The sequence below is a fragment of the Marinomonas sp. 5E14-1 genome (assembly GCF_039939215.1).
Lineage (GTDB): Bacteria > Pseudomonadota > Gammaproteobacteria > Pseudomonadales > Marinomonadaceae > Marinomonas.
Genome location: NZ_JBDXMW010000004.1, coordinates 118,082 through 136,038 on the forward strand (window position 1 = coordinate 118,082; position 17,957 = coordinate 136,038).

Annotated in this window: 17 protein-coding genes and 1 other RNA gene; 13 read left to right on the plus strand and 5 right to left on the minus strand. The window is 40.5% G+C overall.

The genetic code is table 11. From position 1 onward, the window contains the following. The first annotated feature begins 4 nt into the window (after positions 1 to 4). From ABFY09_RS04885 to ABFY09_RS04915, 7 genes are all read left to right on the plus strand, one after another. Positions 5 to 967: a 2-oxoglutarate and iron-dependent oxygenase domain-containing protein gene (locus tag ABFY09_RS04885; RefSeq protein WP_347983178.1), complete on the plus strand. Its 963-nt coding sequence runs from the start codon at positions 5 to 7 to the stop codon at positions 965 to 967. Positions 968 to 1,078: 111 nt separating this feature from the next. Then, positions 1,079 to 2,716: a phosphotransferase gene (locus ABFY09_RS04890; protein WP_347983179.1), complete on the plus strand. Its 1,638-nt coding sequence runs from the start codon at positions 1,079 to 1,081 to the stop codon at positions 2,714 to 2,716. Beyond that, entirely contained in the window at positions 2,706 to 3,614 is a 909-nt protein-coding gene (locus tag ABFY09_RS04895; RefSeq protein WP_347983180.1) for a GAK system ATP-grasp enzyme, read from the plus strand. Before ABFY09_RS04890 ends, ABFY09_RS04895 begins: the two co-directional genes overlap by 11 nt. A 3-nt stretch (positions 3,615 to 3,617) precedes the next feature. Then, a complete protein-coding gene (locus ABFY09_RS04900; protein WP_347983181.1) occupies positions 3,618 to 4,730 on the plus strand; it encodes an HprK-related kinase B in 1,113 nt (370 codons plus the stop codon). Next, complete coding sequence (locus ABFY09_RS04905) at positions 4,727 to 5,410, plus strand: histidine phosphatase family protein (protein ID WP_347983182.1); 684 nt, start codon at positions 4,727 to 4,729, stop codon at positions 5,408 to 5,410. The genes ABFY09_RS04900 and ABFY09_RS04905 overlap by 4 nt, the downstream gene beginning before the upstream one ends. A gap of 26 nt (positions 5,411 to 5,436) precedes the next feature. Continuing rightward, positions 5,437 to 6,762 carry a metallophosphoesterase gene (locus ABFY09_RS04910; protein WP_347983183.1) on the plus strand — a complete coding sequence of 442 codons (1,326 nt, stop codon included), beginning with the start codon at positions 5,437 to 5,439 and terminating at the stop codon, positions 6,760 to 6,762. 5 nt (positions 6,763 to 6,767) lie between these two features. Next, the gene (locus tag ABFY09_RS04915) at positions 6,768 to 7,034 is read left to right on the plus strand and encodes an amphi-Trp domain-containing protein (RefSeq protein WP_347983184.1); all 267 of its coding nucleotides are present in this window, start codon (positions 6,768 to 6,770) and stop codon (positions 7,032 to 7,034) included. A 40-nt stretch (positions 7,035 to 7,074) separates the two neighbouring features. Here ABFY09_RS04915 and ABFY09_RS04920 read toward each other — a convergent pair whose 3' ends face one another. Continuing rightward, positions 7,075 to 7,860 (minus strand): class II glutamine amidotransferase, encoded by a 786-nt coding sequence (locus ABFY09_RS04920; RefSeq protein WP_347983185.1) that lies wholly within the window; start codon positions 7,858 to 7,860, stop codon positions 7,075 to 7,077. Positions 7,861 to 7,911: 51 nt separating this feature from the next. Next, complete coding sequence (gene hisI, locus ABFY09_RS04925) at positions 7,912 to 8,322, minus strand: phosphoribosyl-AMP cyclohydrolase (RefSeq protein WP_347983186.1); 411 nt, start codon at positions 8,320 to 8,322, stop codon at positions 7,912 to 7,914. Positions 8,323 to 8,565: 243 nt separating this feature from the next. Here hisI and ffs point away from each other — a divergent pair. Continuing rightward, positions 8,566 to 8,662, plus strand: an RNA gene (gene ffs, locus ABFY09_RS04930) — signal recognition particle sRNA small type. Positions 8,663 to 8,816: 154 nt separating this feature from the next. Here ffs and ABFY09_RS04935 read toward each other — a convergent pair. Both ABFY09_RS04935 and ABFY09_RS04940 read right to left on the minus strand, forming a co-directional pair. Next, positions 8,817 to 9,188 (minus strand): methionine-R-sulfoxide reductase, encoded by a 372-nt coding sequence (locus ABFY09_RS04935; RefSeq protein ID WP_347983187.1) that lies wholly within the window; start codon positions 9,186 to 9,188, stop codon positions 8,817 to 8,819. 58 nt (positions 9,189 to 9,246) lie between these two features. Further along, the gene (locus tag ABFY09_RS04940; RefSeq protein ID WP_347983188.1) at positions 9,247 to 9,648 is read right to left on the minus strand and encodes a GFA family protein; all 402 of its coding nucleotides are present in this window, start codon (positions 9,646 to 9,648) and stop codon (positions 9,247 to 9,249) included. Between the two features lie 263 nt (positions 9,649 to 9,911). On the opposite strand from ABFY09_RS04940, the gene ABFY09_RS04945 reads away from it, so the two are divergent. The 4 genes from ABFY09_RS04945 (at position 9,912) to ABFY09_RS04960 (ending at position 15,222) form a co-directional block, all read left to right on the plus strand. Continuing rightward, a complete protein-coding gene (locus tag ABFY09_RS04945) occupies positions 9,912 to 10,163 on the plus strand; it encodes a hypothetical protein (RefSeq protein WP_347983189.1) in 252 nt (83 codons plus the stop codon). Between the two features lie 121 nt (positions 10,164 to 10,284). Continuing rightward, positions 10,285 to 14,760 (plus strand): PAS domain S-box protein, encoded by a 4,476-nt coding sequence (locus ABFY09_RS04950; RefSeq protein WP_347983190.1) that lies wholly within the window; start codon positions 10,285 to 10,287, stop codon positions 14,758 to 14,760. Positions 14,761 to 14,787: 27 nt separating this feature from the next. Continuing rightward, positions 14,788 to 14,922 carry a hypothetical protein gene (locus ABFY09_RS04955; RefSeq protein WP_347983191.1) on the plus strand — a complete coding sequence of 45 codons (135 nt, stop codon included), beginning with the start codon at positions 14,788 to 14,790 and terminating at the stop codon, positions 14,920 to 14,922. Then, positions 14,923 to 15,222, plus strand: coding sequence for a hypothetical protein (locus tag ABFY09_RS04960; RefSeq protein WP_347983192.1), 300 nt, complete (start codon positions 14,923 to 14,925; stop codon positions 15,220 to 15,222). It abuts the gene before it with no gap. A gap of 350 nt (positions 15,223 to 15,572) precedes the next feature. Here the strand turns inward: ABFY09_RS04960 and leuA are convergent, their stop codons facing one another. Further along, a complete protein-coding gene (leuA, locus tag ABFY09_RS04965) occupies positions 15,573 to 17,222 on the minus strand; it encodes a 2-isopropylmalate synthase (RefSeq protein ID WP_347983193.1) in 1,650 nt (549 codons plus the stop codon). 194 nt (positions 17,223 to 17,416) lie between these two features. On the opposite strand from leuA, the gene ABFY09_RS04970 reads away from it, so the two are divergent. Beyond that, on the plus strand, positions 17,417 to 17,890 hold the full coding sequence (locus ABFY09_RS04970; RefSeq protein WP_347983194.1) for an Lrp/AsnC family transcriptional regulator: 474 nt from the start codon (positions 17,417 to 17,419) through the stop codon (positions 17,888 to 17,890). Positions 17,891 to 17,957 lie beyond the last annotated feature (67 nt).

A 17,957-nucleotide genomic window follows, 5' to 3' on the forward strand; every position in this document is an offset into this window, starting at 1 on the left:
CACTGTGTCTATTCCATTGATAGATTTAGAAAAACTAACTCATGAAACGCTCTCTATTCGCCAGAAAGAAATTCAGCTTTTAGACAAAGCTTGTCGAGAAATTGGCTTTTTTTACCTTGTTAATACCAGTATTCCAAGCAGTTTAATGAAAGCTTTGATGCGTGAAGCGAAGCGTTTCTTTGCTTTGCCTCAAACTGAAAAAGAAGCCATCGACATTGCGAAAAGCAAAAATCACCGAGGTTATGGCAAGATTGGTGAAGAACAGCTTGATGAAAATGGTCATGCAGACTGGAAAGAAACCTTTGATATGGCGCTGGAGTTTTCAGAAGACCATCCTTTGGCTGCGAAATACCCAAGTATGTATGGACCAAACCAAAATCCTCGCGACCCTAGAACAGTAGAAGTTTTACAGGATTATTATGTAGAAGCTTTTGGTGTCGCGCATGATGTGCTAACAGCCATGGCGCAAGCTTTGTCCCTTGAAGATAATTTCTTCACCAAGGGGTTTACGGATCATGTGACCGTGTTGCGAATGATCCATTATCCACCACGTCCTCAAAATGACCATGATAATGGAGCGGGAGCGCATACGGACTATGGTTGTGTCACCTTATTGCTACAAGACGACATTGGTGGCTTACAGGTGAAAAATCGACAAGGTGAATGGGTGGATGCGACACCGATTGAAAATGCTATTGTAGTGAATATTGGTGATTTAATGCAGCATTGGACGAATGATGAATACGTTTCAACCGCGCACCGGGTTCGTGCGTCTGCCGAAAATGTGCACCGTTACTCTTTCCCTTTCTTTGTTGAGCCAAACTACGAAACCGAAGTGGCTTGCGTACCAACCTGTGCAACAAAGACCAATCCAGCCAAGTATGAGCCAATATTAAGTGGAGATTGGATTAAAGCACGTTTGGATGCAACGTATTCTTATCGAGATAAAGAGTCGAATCAGGCGTAATTATTTCAATAGCTTAGCCGTTCTGTGTTCATGAAAATGTCATAGAACGGTAACTTTCAAGATGACGGAAAAATGCTAAAGTAAGTACATAGTCTTACGGTAAATAATTTTATGTCATCACATCCCTTGGCTATCCAAGAGAATCTTTACTTTCTAGTTAATGAAGTAGAAAAACACTATCATTTGACTGACCTCTTTTTCAAAACGGCTTCGTTAAATATTCTGCCTCGTATTCAAGCGCGCCGTGGTTATGTGCAAACCTTACGAGAAAAGATTGAGATCGAATGTGCTAATAGCACCAAACACCGTAAATCTGGTACAGCTTATGTGGTTCGTATTGAAGCAATTCGATCATTAGCGGATGCGTTAGATAATATCTCCCATTGCTATTTTGATTGTGTGCATGAAGGCACTTTAGATCAGTCTTATGAGCATCCTGGTGCTTCCTTGTGTCGTAAATTGATTCGTCGAGTTGATCGCTCATTGAACCTTGTTAAGTTAGGTTTGGGAGAATCTCAGCGTCGAACAGGTATTAAGTTAGGTCGTCGTACGCAAGGAATGCTTGCTTTGTACGATGACATTCAGTCGCTGACGTTAGATTCCAAAGAAACACTGAAAGACTCCGAATTACAGTCCTCCATTTTGGTGAATTACGCTTTAAAGTGTGCCATTAAGCAGCTTGCCATTGTCGGCGAATCTTTGATTAAAGCGGATTTAGGTCAAGTGGTAAGCTTGCAGAATTATGATCACTTACGAGACACCGCATCTTCTTTAAATTACAGCTTGAATGATTTGAAAGTGAAGCGCCTTGCTTTAACTCGTTCAGGCAGCGCTATCGCCGCAATATCTCATAAAAATGAAGCAGGTAAAGGCATTCTTGCGGTTTACAAAGAGGGCGATCACGATAAGTTAGCGGAAGAAGTAGAAGGCGTGAAAACATGGCGTGAGGTTGATCCTGATATCGTGCCAGATGTATTGGCACATTCAACTAAAAATGGTCAGTCATCTGCGCTTCTGATAGAGCATTTAGCAGGAAAAACCTTTGAGAAGCTTTTCTTAAATGAAGAAAAGGACACACTTGATGTCGCTTTGTCTTCTCTTTTCAAAACGCTAAATCGTTCTTGGAAGTCAACGATGACAGCAGAACATTGTGACGCGAAATTTATGCGACAATTAGATAAACGCATCGCTGATAGCATGGCTGTTCATCCAGATTTTTTCACACCCGAACATCGCATTTGTGGTTATGTTTCGCCGAGTTTTAAAAAACTGATTCGTGTTGTCGAAGAAAAAGAGCCGAGATGGCGTGCACCTTTTTCAGTTTTGATTCATGGCGACTTCAATTTAGATAACATCATTTATGATGAAATTGAGCGACGTATCTATTTTATCGACCTTCATCGCGCTTCCTATTTTGATTATGTCCAAGACATATCAGTTCTGATGGTGTCGATTTATCGCTTGCAAGTATTAAGTGGATCGACTCGAGAACTGATGATGCAAAGCGCTATTCAAATCTATCAATTTGGTCGACGCTTTGCCAAAAGACAAGGCGACGAAACATTTGAGTTGCGTCTGGCGGCTGGTTTGGCTCGTTCATTTGCGACTTCCACGCGCTTCATATTCGATAAAAAACTAGCATCGCGTATGCATTTACGTGCTCGTTATTTACTAGAACATTTGGCTGATTTGCCTGCAGAAAAAGAACTTAATTTCAAACTTCCATTTAAGGAATTGTATGCTGAATAAATCTGAACAGCGATTGAAAATCGGAGTGATAGGTGTTCCCGGTAAATGGTCTACGGAAGTGTTGGCTGATCGTTTAGAAGCCAAAACGGGGTTCCGTGCTGTTATGGATATGAGCGATTTTGAGCTGCACCTAGACACGAATAAAGTGTATTGCAACGGTTTGGATCTGACGGAATTAGACGGTCTGATTGTGAAAAAAATCAGTCAGGTTTATGCGCCAAGTACAGAAGATAGAATTCATATGCTGTCCCATTTGGAATCTCTTGAGGTACCTGTTTTCAGTCCAACAGCAAGCATGGGGAAACTTATTAACCGCTTGAGTGGTACTTTGGCGTTACAGCAGGGAAATATCCCAATGCCAAAAACGCGTGTCACAGAATCGGTTGATTTGGCATTTGATGTTGTGCGCGAGTTTGGTTCGGCTATTTTGAAGCCGCTTTATTCAACCAAAGCACGTGGCATGGTGTTTTTACGCGAAGAAGACAGCGACGAATCGGCTCGTGCTCAGTTGGAAGAGTACAAAGAAACTCAGTCGCTTTTTTATATCCAGCAAGCGTTGAATTTAAATGGTCGTGATTTGGGTATGGTTTTCATTGGTGGTGAGTATTTTTGTACTTATGCTCGAGTTGCCAATTCTGACGCGTGGAACACAACGATTCACAGTGGTGGTCGTTACGAACTGTTTGAAGCAGACGGTGACTTAATTGAGCTTGGGCGACGTGCGCAGGCGTGTTTCGATATGAGCTTCACAACAGTTGATATTGCGTTAACAGACCAAGGTCCTGTGGTATTTGAAGTATCGGCGTTCGGTGGTTTTAAAGGTGCATTAGATGGTTGTAACCTCGATGCTGCAGAAGCTTATGCCAATTACGTGTTAAGAACCATTGAAGGAAAGTAACGGATGATGAATGAACCATTGAATGAGAAGCTGTTGAATACACTCATGGCTCAATGTGAAAACCAAGCTAAGTTATTTTTTGGTACTTTAACTGTACGGGTTCATACCAATAATCCGTATATTTTGGATGAGTTGAAAGCCTATTATAAAAGCTACACACAGCCTTCAACGGGTGAATATAGTGTTGATGTTTATGCCGTTGAGCATGAAGAGATTGCTCAATCAGCTCCTTGGATTGATGTGCCAAGAGAAACGGGTAAACAAGGTAAGAAAGAAGGCTACTTAGACGTTTTTTCTGACGAAGGCGTATTTAACGGTCGTTGGATCAAGAAATTCAAAACTGGTATGACTCTATTGCAAAGAGTTGAAAAGCCTATAGCTGTTGGTCCATGTTCAGCGAATATGGCGCAAATTATTAACTTTATTAATAACCAATTTATCAATCTTCACCTTCGCGAAGGCAGCTTGTTAGGGCATGCGTCAGGTTTTTCTGTGAACGGTGACGTGACGGCAATTGCGGCGGGTTCTGGTGGCGGTAAATCTACTTTAATGCTGCGTTGTCTAGAAGACAATACACGCCAGTTTGTCACCAATGATCGTATTCTAATACGTAATATTGAGGGTTCTGTTGAAGCCGTTGGTGTTGCTAAGTTACCTAGAGTTAATCCTGGTACTTTATTGCATTCGCATCAAAATCGGTTGCGTCATATTTTAGCCGAAGATCGCCAGCAACAATTGCTTGAAATGTTGCCATCTGATTTGTGGATATTGGAAGAAAAATACGATGTGCAAATTGAAGATGAATATGGTCCAGACAGGGTGGCTTTGTCAGGTAGGTTAGCGAACTTAATCATGCTCGATTGGTCTTTCTCTTCAAGTGATGAAACACGCTTAGAGCTAGTTGATCTTACTCTGGAACCAGGAGTGATTGAAGGCTTGCGCAAACGTCCTGGCCCTTTCTACCAAGACAATTCAGGCTTGTTTGTTGACTTACATGCTTGTGAGACCTTAGAAACTTATTGTGCAGCATTAAATGGCGTGCGTGTGTTCCGTCTTGTTGGCGGCATCGATTTTGATAAAGCCTATGAATTGATTGAAAATCTGGATGCACTATGAGCGCTAAGTTTGCCTTAATTCGTCATGGTGCTTATGAGCAGTTGAGCCAAGTGCCAAGTGCGTTACAGCCTTTCCCTTTAACAGAGGAGGGGGCGGAAGAAGTGCGACGTCAGGCCAGGTTATTTGCTGAATGGTTAAAGGGAACGGGACATATGGTTGAGCCTTTAGTGGCGTCTTCTACCTTGTTGCGAGCTTTTCAAACAGCAGAAATCTATATCGATGAATTAAAAGATTTTTTTACAAATCCGCCAAGCATCCAAAGTACATTTAATTTGTGCGAACGAAGTGTGGGAGCTGTCGCTAACCTGACAATTGAAGAAATCGAACGAGTGTTGGCACTTGACCCTAGATTTGATGTTCCGCCTAAAGATTGGAAATCAGACAGCTATTATTGTTTGCCTTTTGATGGCGCGGAATCTTTAAATCAAGCGGGTGAAAGAGTGGCTAAGCAGGTCACTGCTTGGCAGGAGAAAGCAGGAGAAAGCATTAAGTTATTTATTGGGCATGGAGCAGCATTTCGTCATGCAGCTTGCCATCTTAATGCGATTCAATTTAATGATATTAAGAAACTTAGCATGTTTTACGGGCATCCAGTGGTTTTGGAGTTCGTCGAGGATCAAGCATTGCGTCAGATCTTTGGGGATTGGAAGCAGCGCCAGATTCAAGATGTGCCAGATTAATAGCGCCATAATGGGAGGCTTTTATAATGCAAACGCAATTACCTAAAATTTCCGCTCGGAAAGAGCATGCTGAGATTATTTCAAGATTGCCTACTGAGTGGTCTGCTTGGCCGCAAGATAACACTTCATACAATGCGACAGCGAGACTCTCAACAGAAGCGCCTAAGAAGTTTAATAAACGCAAGTTAAAATGGCCAAATCGACCCGTTGTCTTTATTTCAGATCCTCATGCTGATGCAAACGCGTTTGAAGCATCGTTAATTTCCGCCGGTGTTGTCATTCAAAAAAAGCCCGGCTTACAGCACTTAAAATTGACCAAAGAAGGTCGTCGTGCAGAAATCATTATTGGTGGCGACTGTTTAGATAAAGGGCCAAGTAATCTTTCTTTGTTACGGAGCATCAAACATTTATATGAGCTGAATGCTCGTGTGACTCTGTTGGCAGGAAACCACGATTTACGTTTGCTTATGGGATTGTTGGCCTTAAAGCGAAAAAAGCAAAACATAGGTAATCAGCACTTTTTTGTCCGTATGGGGAAAAAAGTAGTCCCGCTTTTTAAAGAAATTTTTGATCAATACTTAGACGGTACTAAATGGGACAAAAAAATTCCTGATGAAGACACTTGTCGCAAAGCGCTGTTTCCTGATGAAAAATGGTTTAAAGAATTTCCTTATCATGCTGCAGGTATTTTGACGGCAGAAGGTATTGAGCGTGAAGTGCATAAAATGCATTCAAAAACCAAAAGTTTTGAAAAGCACTGTGAAGCCGCAGGTTTAACTCTACGTCATGTGTATGCGGCCTCCTTACAGTGTGAGAAGTTGTTTTTACATAAAAAAGGCGAGTTTCATTGGTTTTTCAAAAAAATGAAACTGGTTGAGCGACGCGGATCATTTTTGTTCCTACATGCTGGATTGGATGATGCGATGGGAGAGTTGTTATTGAAAAACGGAATTTCATACGCAAACAAAGCGTTTCACCGTAATTTGAAGCACATGGATTTGTTCGGCTTTTATTACAGCTCCATCGCCAATACCTTTAGAACCAAATACCGTGATGCCGATTTGCCTTTGACTGAAAGGGGGGTGAACGCGGTTCACAAATCAGGCATTCATTTTGTTGTTCAAGGTCATGTTAACCGCCAACACGGCCAGCGAATTACCGTTAAAAAAGGATTAATTCATATTGAAGCTGATATTACATTGGATGAGCATTCTAGGCAGCAAGAAGGGCTAGACGGTTTTGGTATTGGTGCAACGTTAATTAGCAAGAAGCAAGGTGTGATTGGTCTGAGTTGCGATTATCCAACTGCTAAAATTATGCGCCCTGACGAACTTAAAAAAATATATGAGTAACTGAGATGAAATCGAAAACCGAATTTAAACATGAGGCCTTATTAGATCCATCGGACATTCAGGATTTACTCAAAGCAATCTCAAAAGGGTTAGGGAAGGGGAAGCTGGAGTTTTCGGATGACAAGGGAACTTTATCTTTAGGGCCTCAAGGTCTTTTGTACGTAAAAGTGACCGCGTCAGATGAAGACGACCGTCAACAATTTGATATTAAAGTTCGCTGGGAAAAGACACCAAAAACGCTCAGTAAAAAGCCTCCAAAAATAGAGAGCTAATATCGATCATTCTTTCCTACGAGCAAAAAAAAATGGCGGTTTAGACCGCCATTTTTAATAGAGCTGGAAGAGGGGTGATTTGGTAGTCCCTGTTCTTTATTTTTGCCATGCAAGATTCTGGAACCAGTTCCCAGCCATTACCTGAAAACTCAAGAGGCTCCGAGGCGACTACTATGTGATCGTCAAACCTTTTGCAATAAAGGCTAGGGCATTGCTCATCACTAGAAAAACGAACGGCAATCATGTCTGTGCCATCAGATAGAACGGAAGTGAATCGAAACGCTTCTTTGATGTTTTTACTCTTCATGATGTCGAGAATTTGTGCCAGTGTGTCTGTAATCGCTTGCTCTGGATTGGTTTCCAAACCGTTCGCAATCATAAGTAGAAATATCACTTCTGAATCGGTCGCACCACGTCGCTCGTTATATAAATATTCTGGAATTAAGCGATCTAGTTGCCATCGCAACGATTCATATTCACCAATTTGGCCATTGTGCATAAACAACCAATTTTTATAGCTAAATGGATGACAATTTGAACGGTTAGTTGCAGTGCCTGTTGAGGCGCGAACATGGGCAAAGAATAATCCACTGCGGATATGTTTTGCTAAACTTTTTAAATTGCAGTCACTCCAGGCAGGCAGTATTTCGTGATACAAGCCAGGTTCTTCTCTTTCATCGTACCAACCTAATCCAAAACCATCGGCGTTCACTGTGACTTCAGATTTCTTTGCACTGAGGCTTTGATGCACTAGGGAGTGCTCTTGTTCAAAAAGTAGTGACTCAAGGTAAACACTGTCACCTTGATAGGCCATCCAACGGCACATGCCTTTTCTCCTTGTGTCTTATTAGGAAGACGAATATTTAAAATTTGTTAATTAAGCAGACAGAGGCTCTGTCGCAATGACAACGCTACCCTCTTTCACTTGAAAGAAGAAGCAATTACGTCGGTTGGTGTGGCAAGCAGGCCCTTTTTGGTCAACTTTTAACAGTATGCAATCCCCATCACAATCAAATGACATAGAGACTAAAGATTGTCTGTGCCCCGAGCTTTCCCCTTTACGCCAGTAGGTTTGACGAGAGCGCGACCAGTAACATACTTGTTTCGTTTCCAACGTCTCGCGAATTGATTTCTCGTTCATATAAGCAAGCATTAAAACTTCACCAGTATCATGTTGCTGCGCTATGGCTGCAATGAGCCCTGAATCATCTGTCTTTAGATTGGCTAGAATGGTTTCTAAAGGTAGTTTTTCGCCTTTAGGGAGATTTTCGTATTCTTTTAAACTCATTGGGTTGCCTTATTCTCAGGAATAATGTCTATGTGATTAATGGCGAGTATCTTACCGTAAGCCCACTTAAAATGTTATGTACTAACATTGAAAATATATAAGCTAATTATTGAATAGAGAGTTCGCTGATAAAGATTAGGGTGTTTTTTAAGTATTTGAAAAATAGAGGCAAGTTGGTTGATTTTACGAAAAGGCTGCGTATAATTGCGCCCCAAGGTCAACAGGCCTCCTTTATGGTGTCTCTGCTGGTCCCCTCGCAACAATAAGCCGTGAATTTGGTCAGGTCCGGAAGGAAGCAGCCACAGCGGTGATCTTGTGTGCCGAGGTGTGGCTGGTGGAGATGCCACCTTAATTTCCTCTCAAGTTGTATTTCTCTCTACTAACTCAATAAGTAAGATTATTGTCGTATTTGATGTCTTTATGAATATTCTAGCTTAGCTATACAGAATTAGCGCATTCGGCTTTTGAATACGCTTATAAATATAGTAACAATTTTAAGTTTCGTTACTTATAAATTTCATTGAAATAGAGTTTACACAATGACGAATATTGTTGGCAGTCAGCCTTTCGCCTTCAAAAACATGCCCTAGGTGACCTTCGCAGTTTGCACAAACAATTTCTGTACGTCGACCGTCTGCATCTGGAATGCGTTTGATAGCTCCTTCTATCTCATCATCAAAGCTTGGCCAGCCACAATGCGATATGAACTTGTGTTCAGAAGTATAGAGCGGCGCATCACATTGACGACAAAGGTATAAACCCTTTGCCATTGTGTCTGTGTATTCCCCTGTAAACGGTCGCTCAGTGCCTTTATTGAGGATAACACTGGCCTCGGTAGGGGTTAATTTGTTGTATGGGTTGCTCATGTGAATCTATCTCTCATTCCATCATTAGAAAGTATTTAATAGCGTTTTGATTTTAATGCTAGCTAGTGGGGAATTCTTTGTGTTGTGGGGTGTCGTCACAAATGTTGTGCCATTCTGCTTTTGAGTCAACAAAAATGTGAAAAGAAGGTGTTTTATCTATTTTGGTATCAAGTGTGCCAATTCTTAAGCGAAGAATGTCTGGCATGCTTGGTCGACGACTGTATAAAGGCGAAGCGCAGCGCTGACAGAATGCACGGAAAACACCTGGTGTGGATTCATATTCGCTTACTAACTCTTGTCCTTTAAGTAGGCTAAATGCATTTTTTGGAATGCCTGCATTTACTGCGAAAGCGGCACCATTAGCCTTACGGCAATTCTGACAATGGCATTGCATGATATCACCTAGTTCGCTTTTAATTTTGTATCGAATACCACCACATAAACAGCTACCCGTTAACATAATTTATTCCTCTTTCTGATTATTCTTATGAACCTTCAATTTATCTATAAAAGACATAATATTCAAAATGTATCAGAGATATGTGCAATAAAGGTGAAGCTTGTTTCTTTTGCTATTTTTATAGAGCCGCTTTCTACTGCAAGAAGAAACTATGGCTGCCATAAAAAGCACTATAAAAGAGCGCTCTAGGTTTATCTTTATCTTAGCCTATGGTCTAATTTTTCGAGTACATTTTTATTAAAACTTTTATCTAGGTATATCTTATGCGTTTTAAATTTTCCTTTTCTTTTATTCTTCTTCCAAGCCTTGCTGTTTTGATGTCTTCAAATGCTCTAGCGATTGAGGATATCTGTACTCCAGAATTGAATTCTTATCTGGAGAAGGCCGAAAAAATAGTTGATACCAAATACATAAGCTCTAGTAAGAAAGAAATTGCTCAACAGGTCATCGATAAAGTGAAAGCAAGCCGTAATGAAACGAATGATTGTATTTTGGTGGATAAATTACTTCCGTAAAAAATTGTGCCTTAAGGCGAAAAAGTTCTGACTTCTGTTATGTTTTATAGAAAACGAGGCTTGCTTTAAAAGGAGGGGCTATCGCGTATTGCCTATTAACTAATAATAAAAGGATGAGCAAATGGAAGGTTTAGTTGCTTCTTTAGAAGTTGCAAGGTCTCTTTTAGGGGGGACCTGTGTGGGAGTCGTTTCTAATTCTGAGTCTGTTGCTTTTTCTGGTGGCATTCATGACATTTCATCTGATGAGTTAATAGGTATTTTCAAGGCCCTGTATGCCTTGCCTGCCATTCGTTGTTTGAAGGCTGAAGATCCTGCTCTGAAAGCAATTTACCCCTTAGAAGGGAAGGCTATATCTTGCTGTGTTATAGAGCCTTTAGCAGATGTTGATGCAAGCGTCATTGTGTTGAACGATCGTTCGTGTTCACTCGATCCAGAGGACTTTGATAAACATCTTGCTTCTCTGACTAGTATTATTGCTTCATTGCTTTCTTCCAAAATGGACTCTTCAGACCAGCAGTCAGACCCTGATCAAGTGAGCCATACAGACCTTCCTAGGTTGAATAATAAAATTCCGACTTACATCGCATTAGTAGATCAAGAGCTACACTATGACTTTATTAACGATGCTTATGCTCAAAAACTCTCCCTTCCCTCAAAAGATGCTGTTGGCACTCATGTCAAAGACATGATGCCTGAAGAAATTTGCAGCGCTACAGAAGATAATGTAAGGAAAGCATTATCCGGTGTTCCTGTTAAATTTGAATACGCCTTAAAGCAAGGTGATGATAGTGAGTTGAGGTTTATCAATGCCTCGTACGTTCCAAGGGTTAATGATGGAGAAGTAATGGGCTTGTATTTATGCATGCAGGATATTACTTCTCAAAAGCGAACCTTGAATACGTTAAAAAGGCTTCATGAAGTAACGGCCAATTTTGAGTTGTCGCATGATGAAAAGCTTCAAAGTATTCTACAAGTGGGTGTTGAGCAATTTTCTTTACCCATAGGTTTAATTAGCCGTATCGAAGGCGATAATTATTATGTTGAATACAGTCAAACCCCAGGTGGTGAGGTCTTACCTGGAACAAAGTTTGATTTGAATGGAACATATTGTATTCATACACTTAAGAGCGATGCTCCTACCTCGTATTTTCATACAGCCATAAGCGATATCAAAGAACATCCTTGCTATAAGAGCTTTGGATTAGAAGCTTATATAGGTGTTGTTGTATATGTGGCAGGAAAGCGCTGGGGAACGCTGAACTTTTCAAGCCCTAAGCCTAAATCACAACCTTTTGGTGATGATGACTATGAAGTAATGAAATTACTAGCACAGTGGGTTGGCAATGAGATTACTCGATATCAGGATGAACTGAATCTGAGCGTTGTGACACAACGGCAACGACTGATCCTAGAGGCAGTACATGAAGGTATTTTGGGGGTTGATATAAGTGGCAAGATTACATTTGCTAATTCGGCTGCTTGCCATATCTTAGGTTACTCTGTGAAAGAGTTAATTTCGCATGATGTGATTGAGTTGCTTTCTCATGGTGACAAAAATGGGCTGCCATTTTCTTTAGGCGAGAATCCAATACAGAATAGCTTACTGAATGGTAAAAGTTGTTCGGCCAGAGGCGAATATTTTAATAAGAAAGGCGGTTCGATTTTCGTATGTGAATACAGTTGTGTTGTCATGCGTTCTGAGTTTGGAGAAGTGGAAGGTGTCGTTATCTCTTTCCAAGATAAAACTGAGCAAATTCAAAAAGAAAAAGAGCTCGTAGAACAAAAGTCTTTGTTCGAGTCCCTATTTGTCCATGCTCCCGAAGCGATCATATTGGTTGGTAACGATCGTAAAATTAAAATGATCAACCCTGCTTTTTCTGAGTTGTTTGGTTATCAGGAAGACGATGTTATTGGTAAGAGTACGCAAATGCTCTATGCGGAAGAAAATGACTTTGTTGAAAAGGGAGTGGCTTATAATCAAATATCTCAGGATGTCTTTAACCGCTACAGAGTGAGTTACAAAAATAGTGAAGGTAATGTTTTTCATTCTGAAACTATTGGCAGCATGATTAATAACTCTGATGGGAGCTTTGGTGGTTACATTGGCCATGTAAGAGACGTTAGTGAGCGATTAGAAGTTGAGCAAAAAATGATAGACACTCATTTGCGTTTATCAATTGCGACGGATACAGCAGGCATTGGTGTATGGGAAGTGGATTTGAAAAATAATACTCTTCACTGGGATGATTGGATGTATCGTCTGTATGGCTTCAATAAAGAAGAGCGAAAGCCGCCTTATCAAGTTTGGACAGAGTGTGTTTACCCTGAAGATAGAGAACGTTTAAAAAGCGCGTTTGTGAATTTGGGGGAAGATGGTGGATATTTCATCAATAACGACAATGCGCTAGACCAATCAGATCACTTGGATACGGACTTCAAAATCATTCGTCAAGATGGCCAGCTACGCTATTTAAAATCGAATGCAACCATTATCTATGATAAAGCTGGAAGGCCTTCCCACATTGTTGGCGTTAACATGGATATTACCTCTCGAAAAGAAACCGAAGTCGTATTACGTGAAGCCAGTGATCGAGCCATTTCAGCAAGTAAAGCTAAGAGCGACTTCCTTGCCACGATGAGCCATGAAATCCGAACGCCTCTCAATGGGGTGTTGGGTATGGCGGAATTATTAGCAGATACTTCCTTAAACTCTGAGCAAAGACAAAACCTTGCAGTATTAAGAGACTCTGGAGAAAGTCTTTTAGAGCTAATTAATGGCATATTGGACTTCTCGAAAATAGAAGCAGGGCATCTTTCAATTGAAAGAGAGGATTTCAATTTAGAGAAAGTTGTTTACGATGTCGCACGCCTCTTAATGCTAAAAGCAGAAGAGAAAGACATAGATTTGCTCATCGAGTTTGATAATAGTTGTCCGCGTTTCGTTGTAGGTGATGCATTCCGGATTAAACAAGTTCTCATTAACTTAGTAAGTAATGCTATTAAGTTTACTCATACTGGCCATGTTTTAGTGTCTATCAAAGGGAGTATGGATTCCCAAGGTATTGCGACAATTAGTATGAGTGTGATTGATACTGGTGTGGGCATTGCTACAGAAATTCAGCCTCATTTATTTAATGCCTTTGTACAGGCTGACAGTTCCACAACACGTAAATTTGGTGGGACAGGGTTGGGGTTAGCGATTACAAAGCAACTGGCAGGATTAATGGGAGGGAATATTTCTTTATCTAGTGAAGAGGGCGTTGGTTCTACTTTCACTGTAACGTTATCTTTACCAGAGAGTCATGCTATTTCTAATATTGAAAAAATGGATGATGAGGTGCTGCTGGTCGCGAAAAAAACCTTGGTGATAGATGATAATGAAACTAATTTAACTATACTGAAGAACCAGCTTAAAGCTTGCGACATTCATGCTGACCTAGAAGTAGATCCGTTATATGGTCTCACTAGGATAGAGCAAGCAATTAAAATAGGCGTGCCGTATCAGATTATTGTTCTAGATTATATGATGCCTGAACTAGACGGTTTAATGCTTTCTAAACTTATTCGAAACATCAGTGTATCTAATTACAAGCCGACTATTTTAATGACCTCATCCGCTGATTCCTTGTCTCAAGATGCTTTGTCGGCTGCTGGAGTGAATGTTTGTATTCCAAAACCGATGAGTGGATCCGTTCTTAAACAAGGGCTGATTCAAGCTGTATCAGAAAATTTTCTCGGTCATCAGATTGCTTATGATAATTGGAATGAGGCGGAAACTGATGGTGAAGCACACAAGAGTAGAAAAAACACGAAGCAAGGCTTGATACTGGTTGTTGAAGACATGAAGGCTAACATGGCGGTAGCCTGTGGTATTTTGAGAAAGATGGGCTTTGATATCATTGACGCTGAAAATGGTGCCATTGGTGTCACTATGTGGAAACAACATCAGCCAGATTTGATTCTTATGGATTTGCACATGCCTGTTATGGATGGGTTGGCTGCGATGCGTAGCATTAGGCAAGCAGAAAAAAATAGCCAGAAGGTAAGAGTTCCTATTCTTGCATTGACTGCAGATGTTCAGCAAGAGGCGCTATCAGAAGTTTTTCGGGCTGGTGGCGATGGTTTGGTGCCAAAACCATTCAAACAAAAGGAATTTATTGAAATGTTGAACAAATGGCTGCCAGATAGTGAGCGAGGGTTAAATAATCTAGAGGATGAAAATGCTCCTGCAGAAAGTTCTGCTTTTGAGTCCATATCAGATGTTCTTATTGATAAGACAGTACTGAATAATTTAAAACAATTGCTGGGTAATGATTTTACTTTATCAATAGATGCTTTTTTGGGAGACGCAGAGCCAATTATGGTGTCTCTAAACGACATGTTGATTATGGATTGCGAGAATGTGGCTCAAGTGGCTCATAGTCTTAAGTCGATTAGTCAAAACGTAGGTGCTATTTCATTGTCTATGATGGCTGCTCAGCTTGAGCAAGAAACTCGTAATGGCGATGTACCTGATTTTGTACTTAAAATACAGGAGTTAATCGCTATGTATCAACAGGTAAAAAATGAGCTTCAGGGCATGATGGCGAGTTTATGAAGTATTGATGATACAAACACGGATTGTTTGCTTTTAAAATTATATTTGGGTGAATTGGGCTGTCAGATTGTAGAAGTTCAGAATGGGAAAGAAGTAATTGAACAATACATGCGTTACTCTCATGATCTTGACTTGATGTTGGTCGATGTGCCAATTCCCTAAATGAATGGTTTCGAGACAGTAAAAGCGATTCGAGAAATTCAAGAGAAAGAAAAGCAAAAAGAGTGGTTTCCCATCATATTCCTGAGTGCGAGCGCCAATGACTACGACGTAGAGCAAGGGATTCGGGTTGGTGGTGACTATCTTATAAAGTCGATTAATCAGAAAATCCTAGTGGCTAAAATGTTGGCGATGAAGCGGATTTCAGATATGAGACGTCGTTTAGTAGATAAATTCAAAGCAATCAATGATATCTATGGGTATGCTGCCGGAGGTGAAGTTTTAGCCGAGGTGGTTGATTGAATCAAGAAAAACCTAAGAGATGTGGGGTTAGCAGGCTGTTTAGGTAAGAGAGAATTTGGTGTTATTTTTTCTAATATTAGTAAAGATGAGGCTTCTGGTATTTTTGAACGTTGTCGTCATTTAGTTGAAAAAAGCCAGTTTTACATGAAGAAACAGACTCCCCAGACTTTACGATCTTTGAAGAGTACTATTTTACAGATACTGAAGTTTTAAAATATGCTGATACGGCTTTATTAGGAGACAAAGAATAAAGTGCTTGAATATCAATGAAAGTATTATGCACTTTACAGCGTATAAAAAAAGCCGAAACATGATACTTCGGCTTTTTTGTTTATTGAGGAAAGTAGAGGTTAAGCCACTTTTTGGTTTACTGTTGCTAACAAAGCTTGAATAGAGGCGGATACGATATCGTTATCTATTGCTACGCCATTGAAGCGATCACCATTGATGTTTGCTTGAACATAGGCGATAGCTTGTGAATCACTGCCCACTGTCAATGCATGCTCTTGATATTGGATAATATCAATCCGCATGTCAAAGTGTTTACCCAATGCCTCACTGAAAGCAGACAAAGCACCGTTGCCGTCACCTGAAATGCTAACGTTACCGTTATTACTGATAAGTTGAGCGTTTACTATATCAACATCGTCTTTGGTTAAGTCATATTTACCTAATTTAAATGGTGTTTCACCAGTAATGAAGCTTGTTTCGAACAGTTTCTTCATTGATTCAGCATCAACAACACCGCCATCTTCTTCAGCAAACCTTTGTACTAATGGGCTAAATTCAACTTGTAACCAACGAGGTAAAGCTAGGCCATATTCTTGCTCAAGAGTATAAGCAACACCGCCTTTTCCGGATTGACTGTTTACACGGATAACTTCTTGATAACTACGGCCAACATCACGAGGGTCGATTGGCAAGTAAGCCACATCCCAAGGTTTGTCGTCTGTTTGGTTTGCCAAACATTTTTTAATGGCGTCCTGGTGAGAGCCAGAGAAAGCAGTGAAAACCAATTCACCTGCGTATGGATGACGAGGGTGAACTTGTAGTAAGGTGCAGCTTTGAACAACACTGATTATACGGTCCATATCACCCAATGCTAATTTAGGGTCAATGCCTTGGCTGTACATATTCATAGCCATGGTCACAACATCCATATTGCCTGTGCGTTCCCCATTGCCAAGCAATGTACCTTCAATACGATCAGCACCAGCCATCAAACCAAGCTCTGCTGCTGCTACACCACAACCTCGATCGTTGTGTGTGTGCAAACTGATAATCATGCTGTCACGCTGTTTTACGTTGCGGCAGAAGTATTCAATTTGGTCAGCAAAGCGATTTGGTGTTGCGACTTCAACGGTTGCAGGCAAATTGATAATGATCTTTTTTTCTGGCGTTGGTTGCCAAACATTGGTAACAGCGTCAACGACTTCAATGGCATAATCTGTCTCAGTGCCTGTAAAACTCTCAGGCGAGTATTGGAAAACCCACTCTGTTTCAGGGTGTTTTGCAGCATGATCTTTCACGCATTGAGCGCCTTTTGCCGCAATGTCTTTGATGCCGTTTTTATCTAGGCGGAAAACTTGCTCACGCTGTGTTTTAGATGTTGAATTATAAACATGCACTATGGCTTTTTTCGCGCCTTTCAACGACTCATAAGTGCGTTCGATCAACTCTGGGCGAGCTTGAGTCAATACTTGAATGTAAACGTCGTCAGGTACTTGATCTTCTTCAATCAACCAGCGTACAAAGTCAAAATCCAATTGAGAGGCAGCAGGGAATCCGACTTCAATTTCTTTAAAACCAACATCGACAAGTAGGGCGAAAAATTGTTTCTTTTGTTCTACCGTCATTGGCTCTACTAATGCCTGATTACCATCACGTAGATCTACACTAGACCAAATCGGAGCGGCTGTGATTTCTTGGTCTGGCCAAGTGCGATTTTTAATATCGACTGATTTAAATGGCGTGTATTTAGTATGATCAAAAGATGTCATGACCTTTCCCTTATTCATTGGTAGAGCGGATAAGCTCAATTTTTTAATGTAAATGCACTTGGTTAAGTGCTTTCTTATGTCTCTATCATAACGAATTTTGTTTAGTAAAAGATTGCGTTTTTTATGAATAAATCAATATTTATGGCATTATATTGCGTGTAATCTGATTATTTTGGTTGTTAAGGTTTGTTTATATGAGTTTTGATAAAATTGATTTGAATATATTGCAAGAATTACAGCAAGATTCTAGCTTGACGAATCAGGAATTGGCAGATCGCGTAGGGCTTTCCGCCTCTCCTTGTTTGCGAAGAGTGAAGGCATTAGAGGAAAGTGGAGTAATTGACCGAAAAGTAACCATTTTAAAACGCTCTAGCTTGGGATTAAAGCTGACTGCTTTTCTTCAGATTAGTATGGATAGGCATACGCCTGATCGATTTAGTGTTTTTGAAGAAGAAGTGAATGATTTCCCTGAAGTTCGAAACTGTAACTTGGTGACGGGGCAGAATTGTGACTATTTATTGGAGGTTGTGGTGGAGGATATGGAAACTTACCATGATTTTTTATTAGGGAAACTAACACGAATCCCTGGTGTTACTGGTGTTCAGTCTAGTTTTCTGTTGCGCAGCGTAAAAGAAAGTACGGCTTTACCACTAAAGCATTTATTGTGAATTAAATGTTATACTATAACTGACTATTGAATTATGAATTTATGACCTAATAAATGGACGACCAATT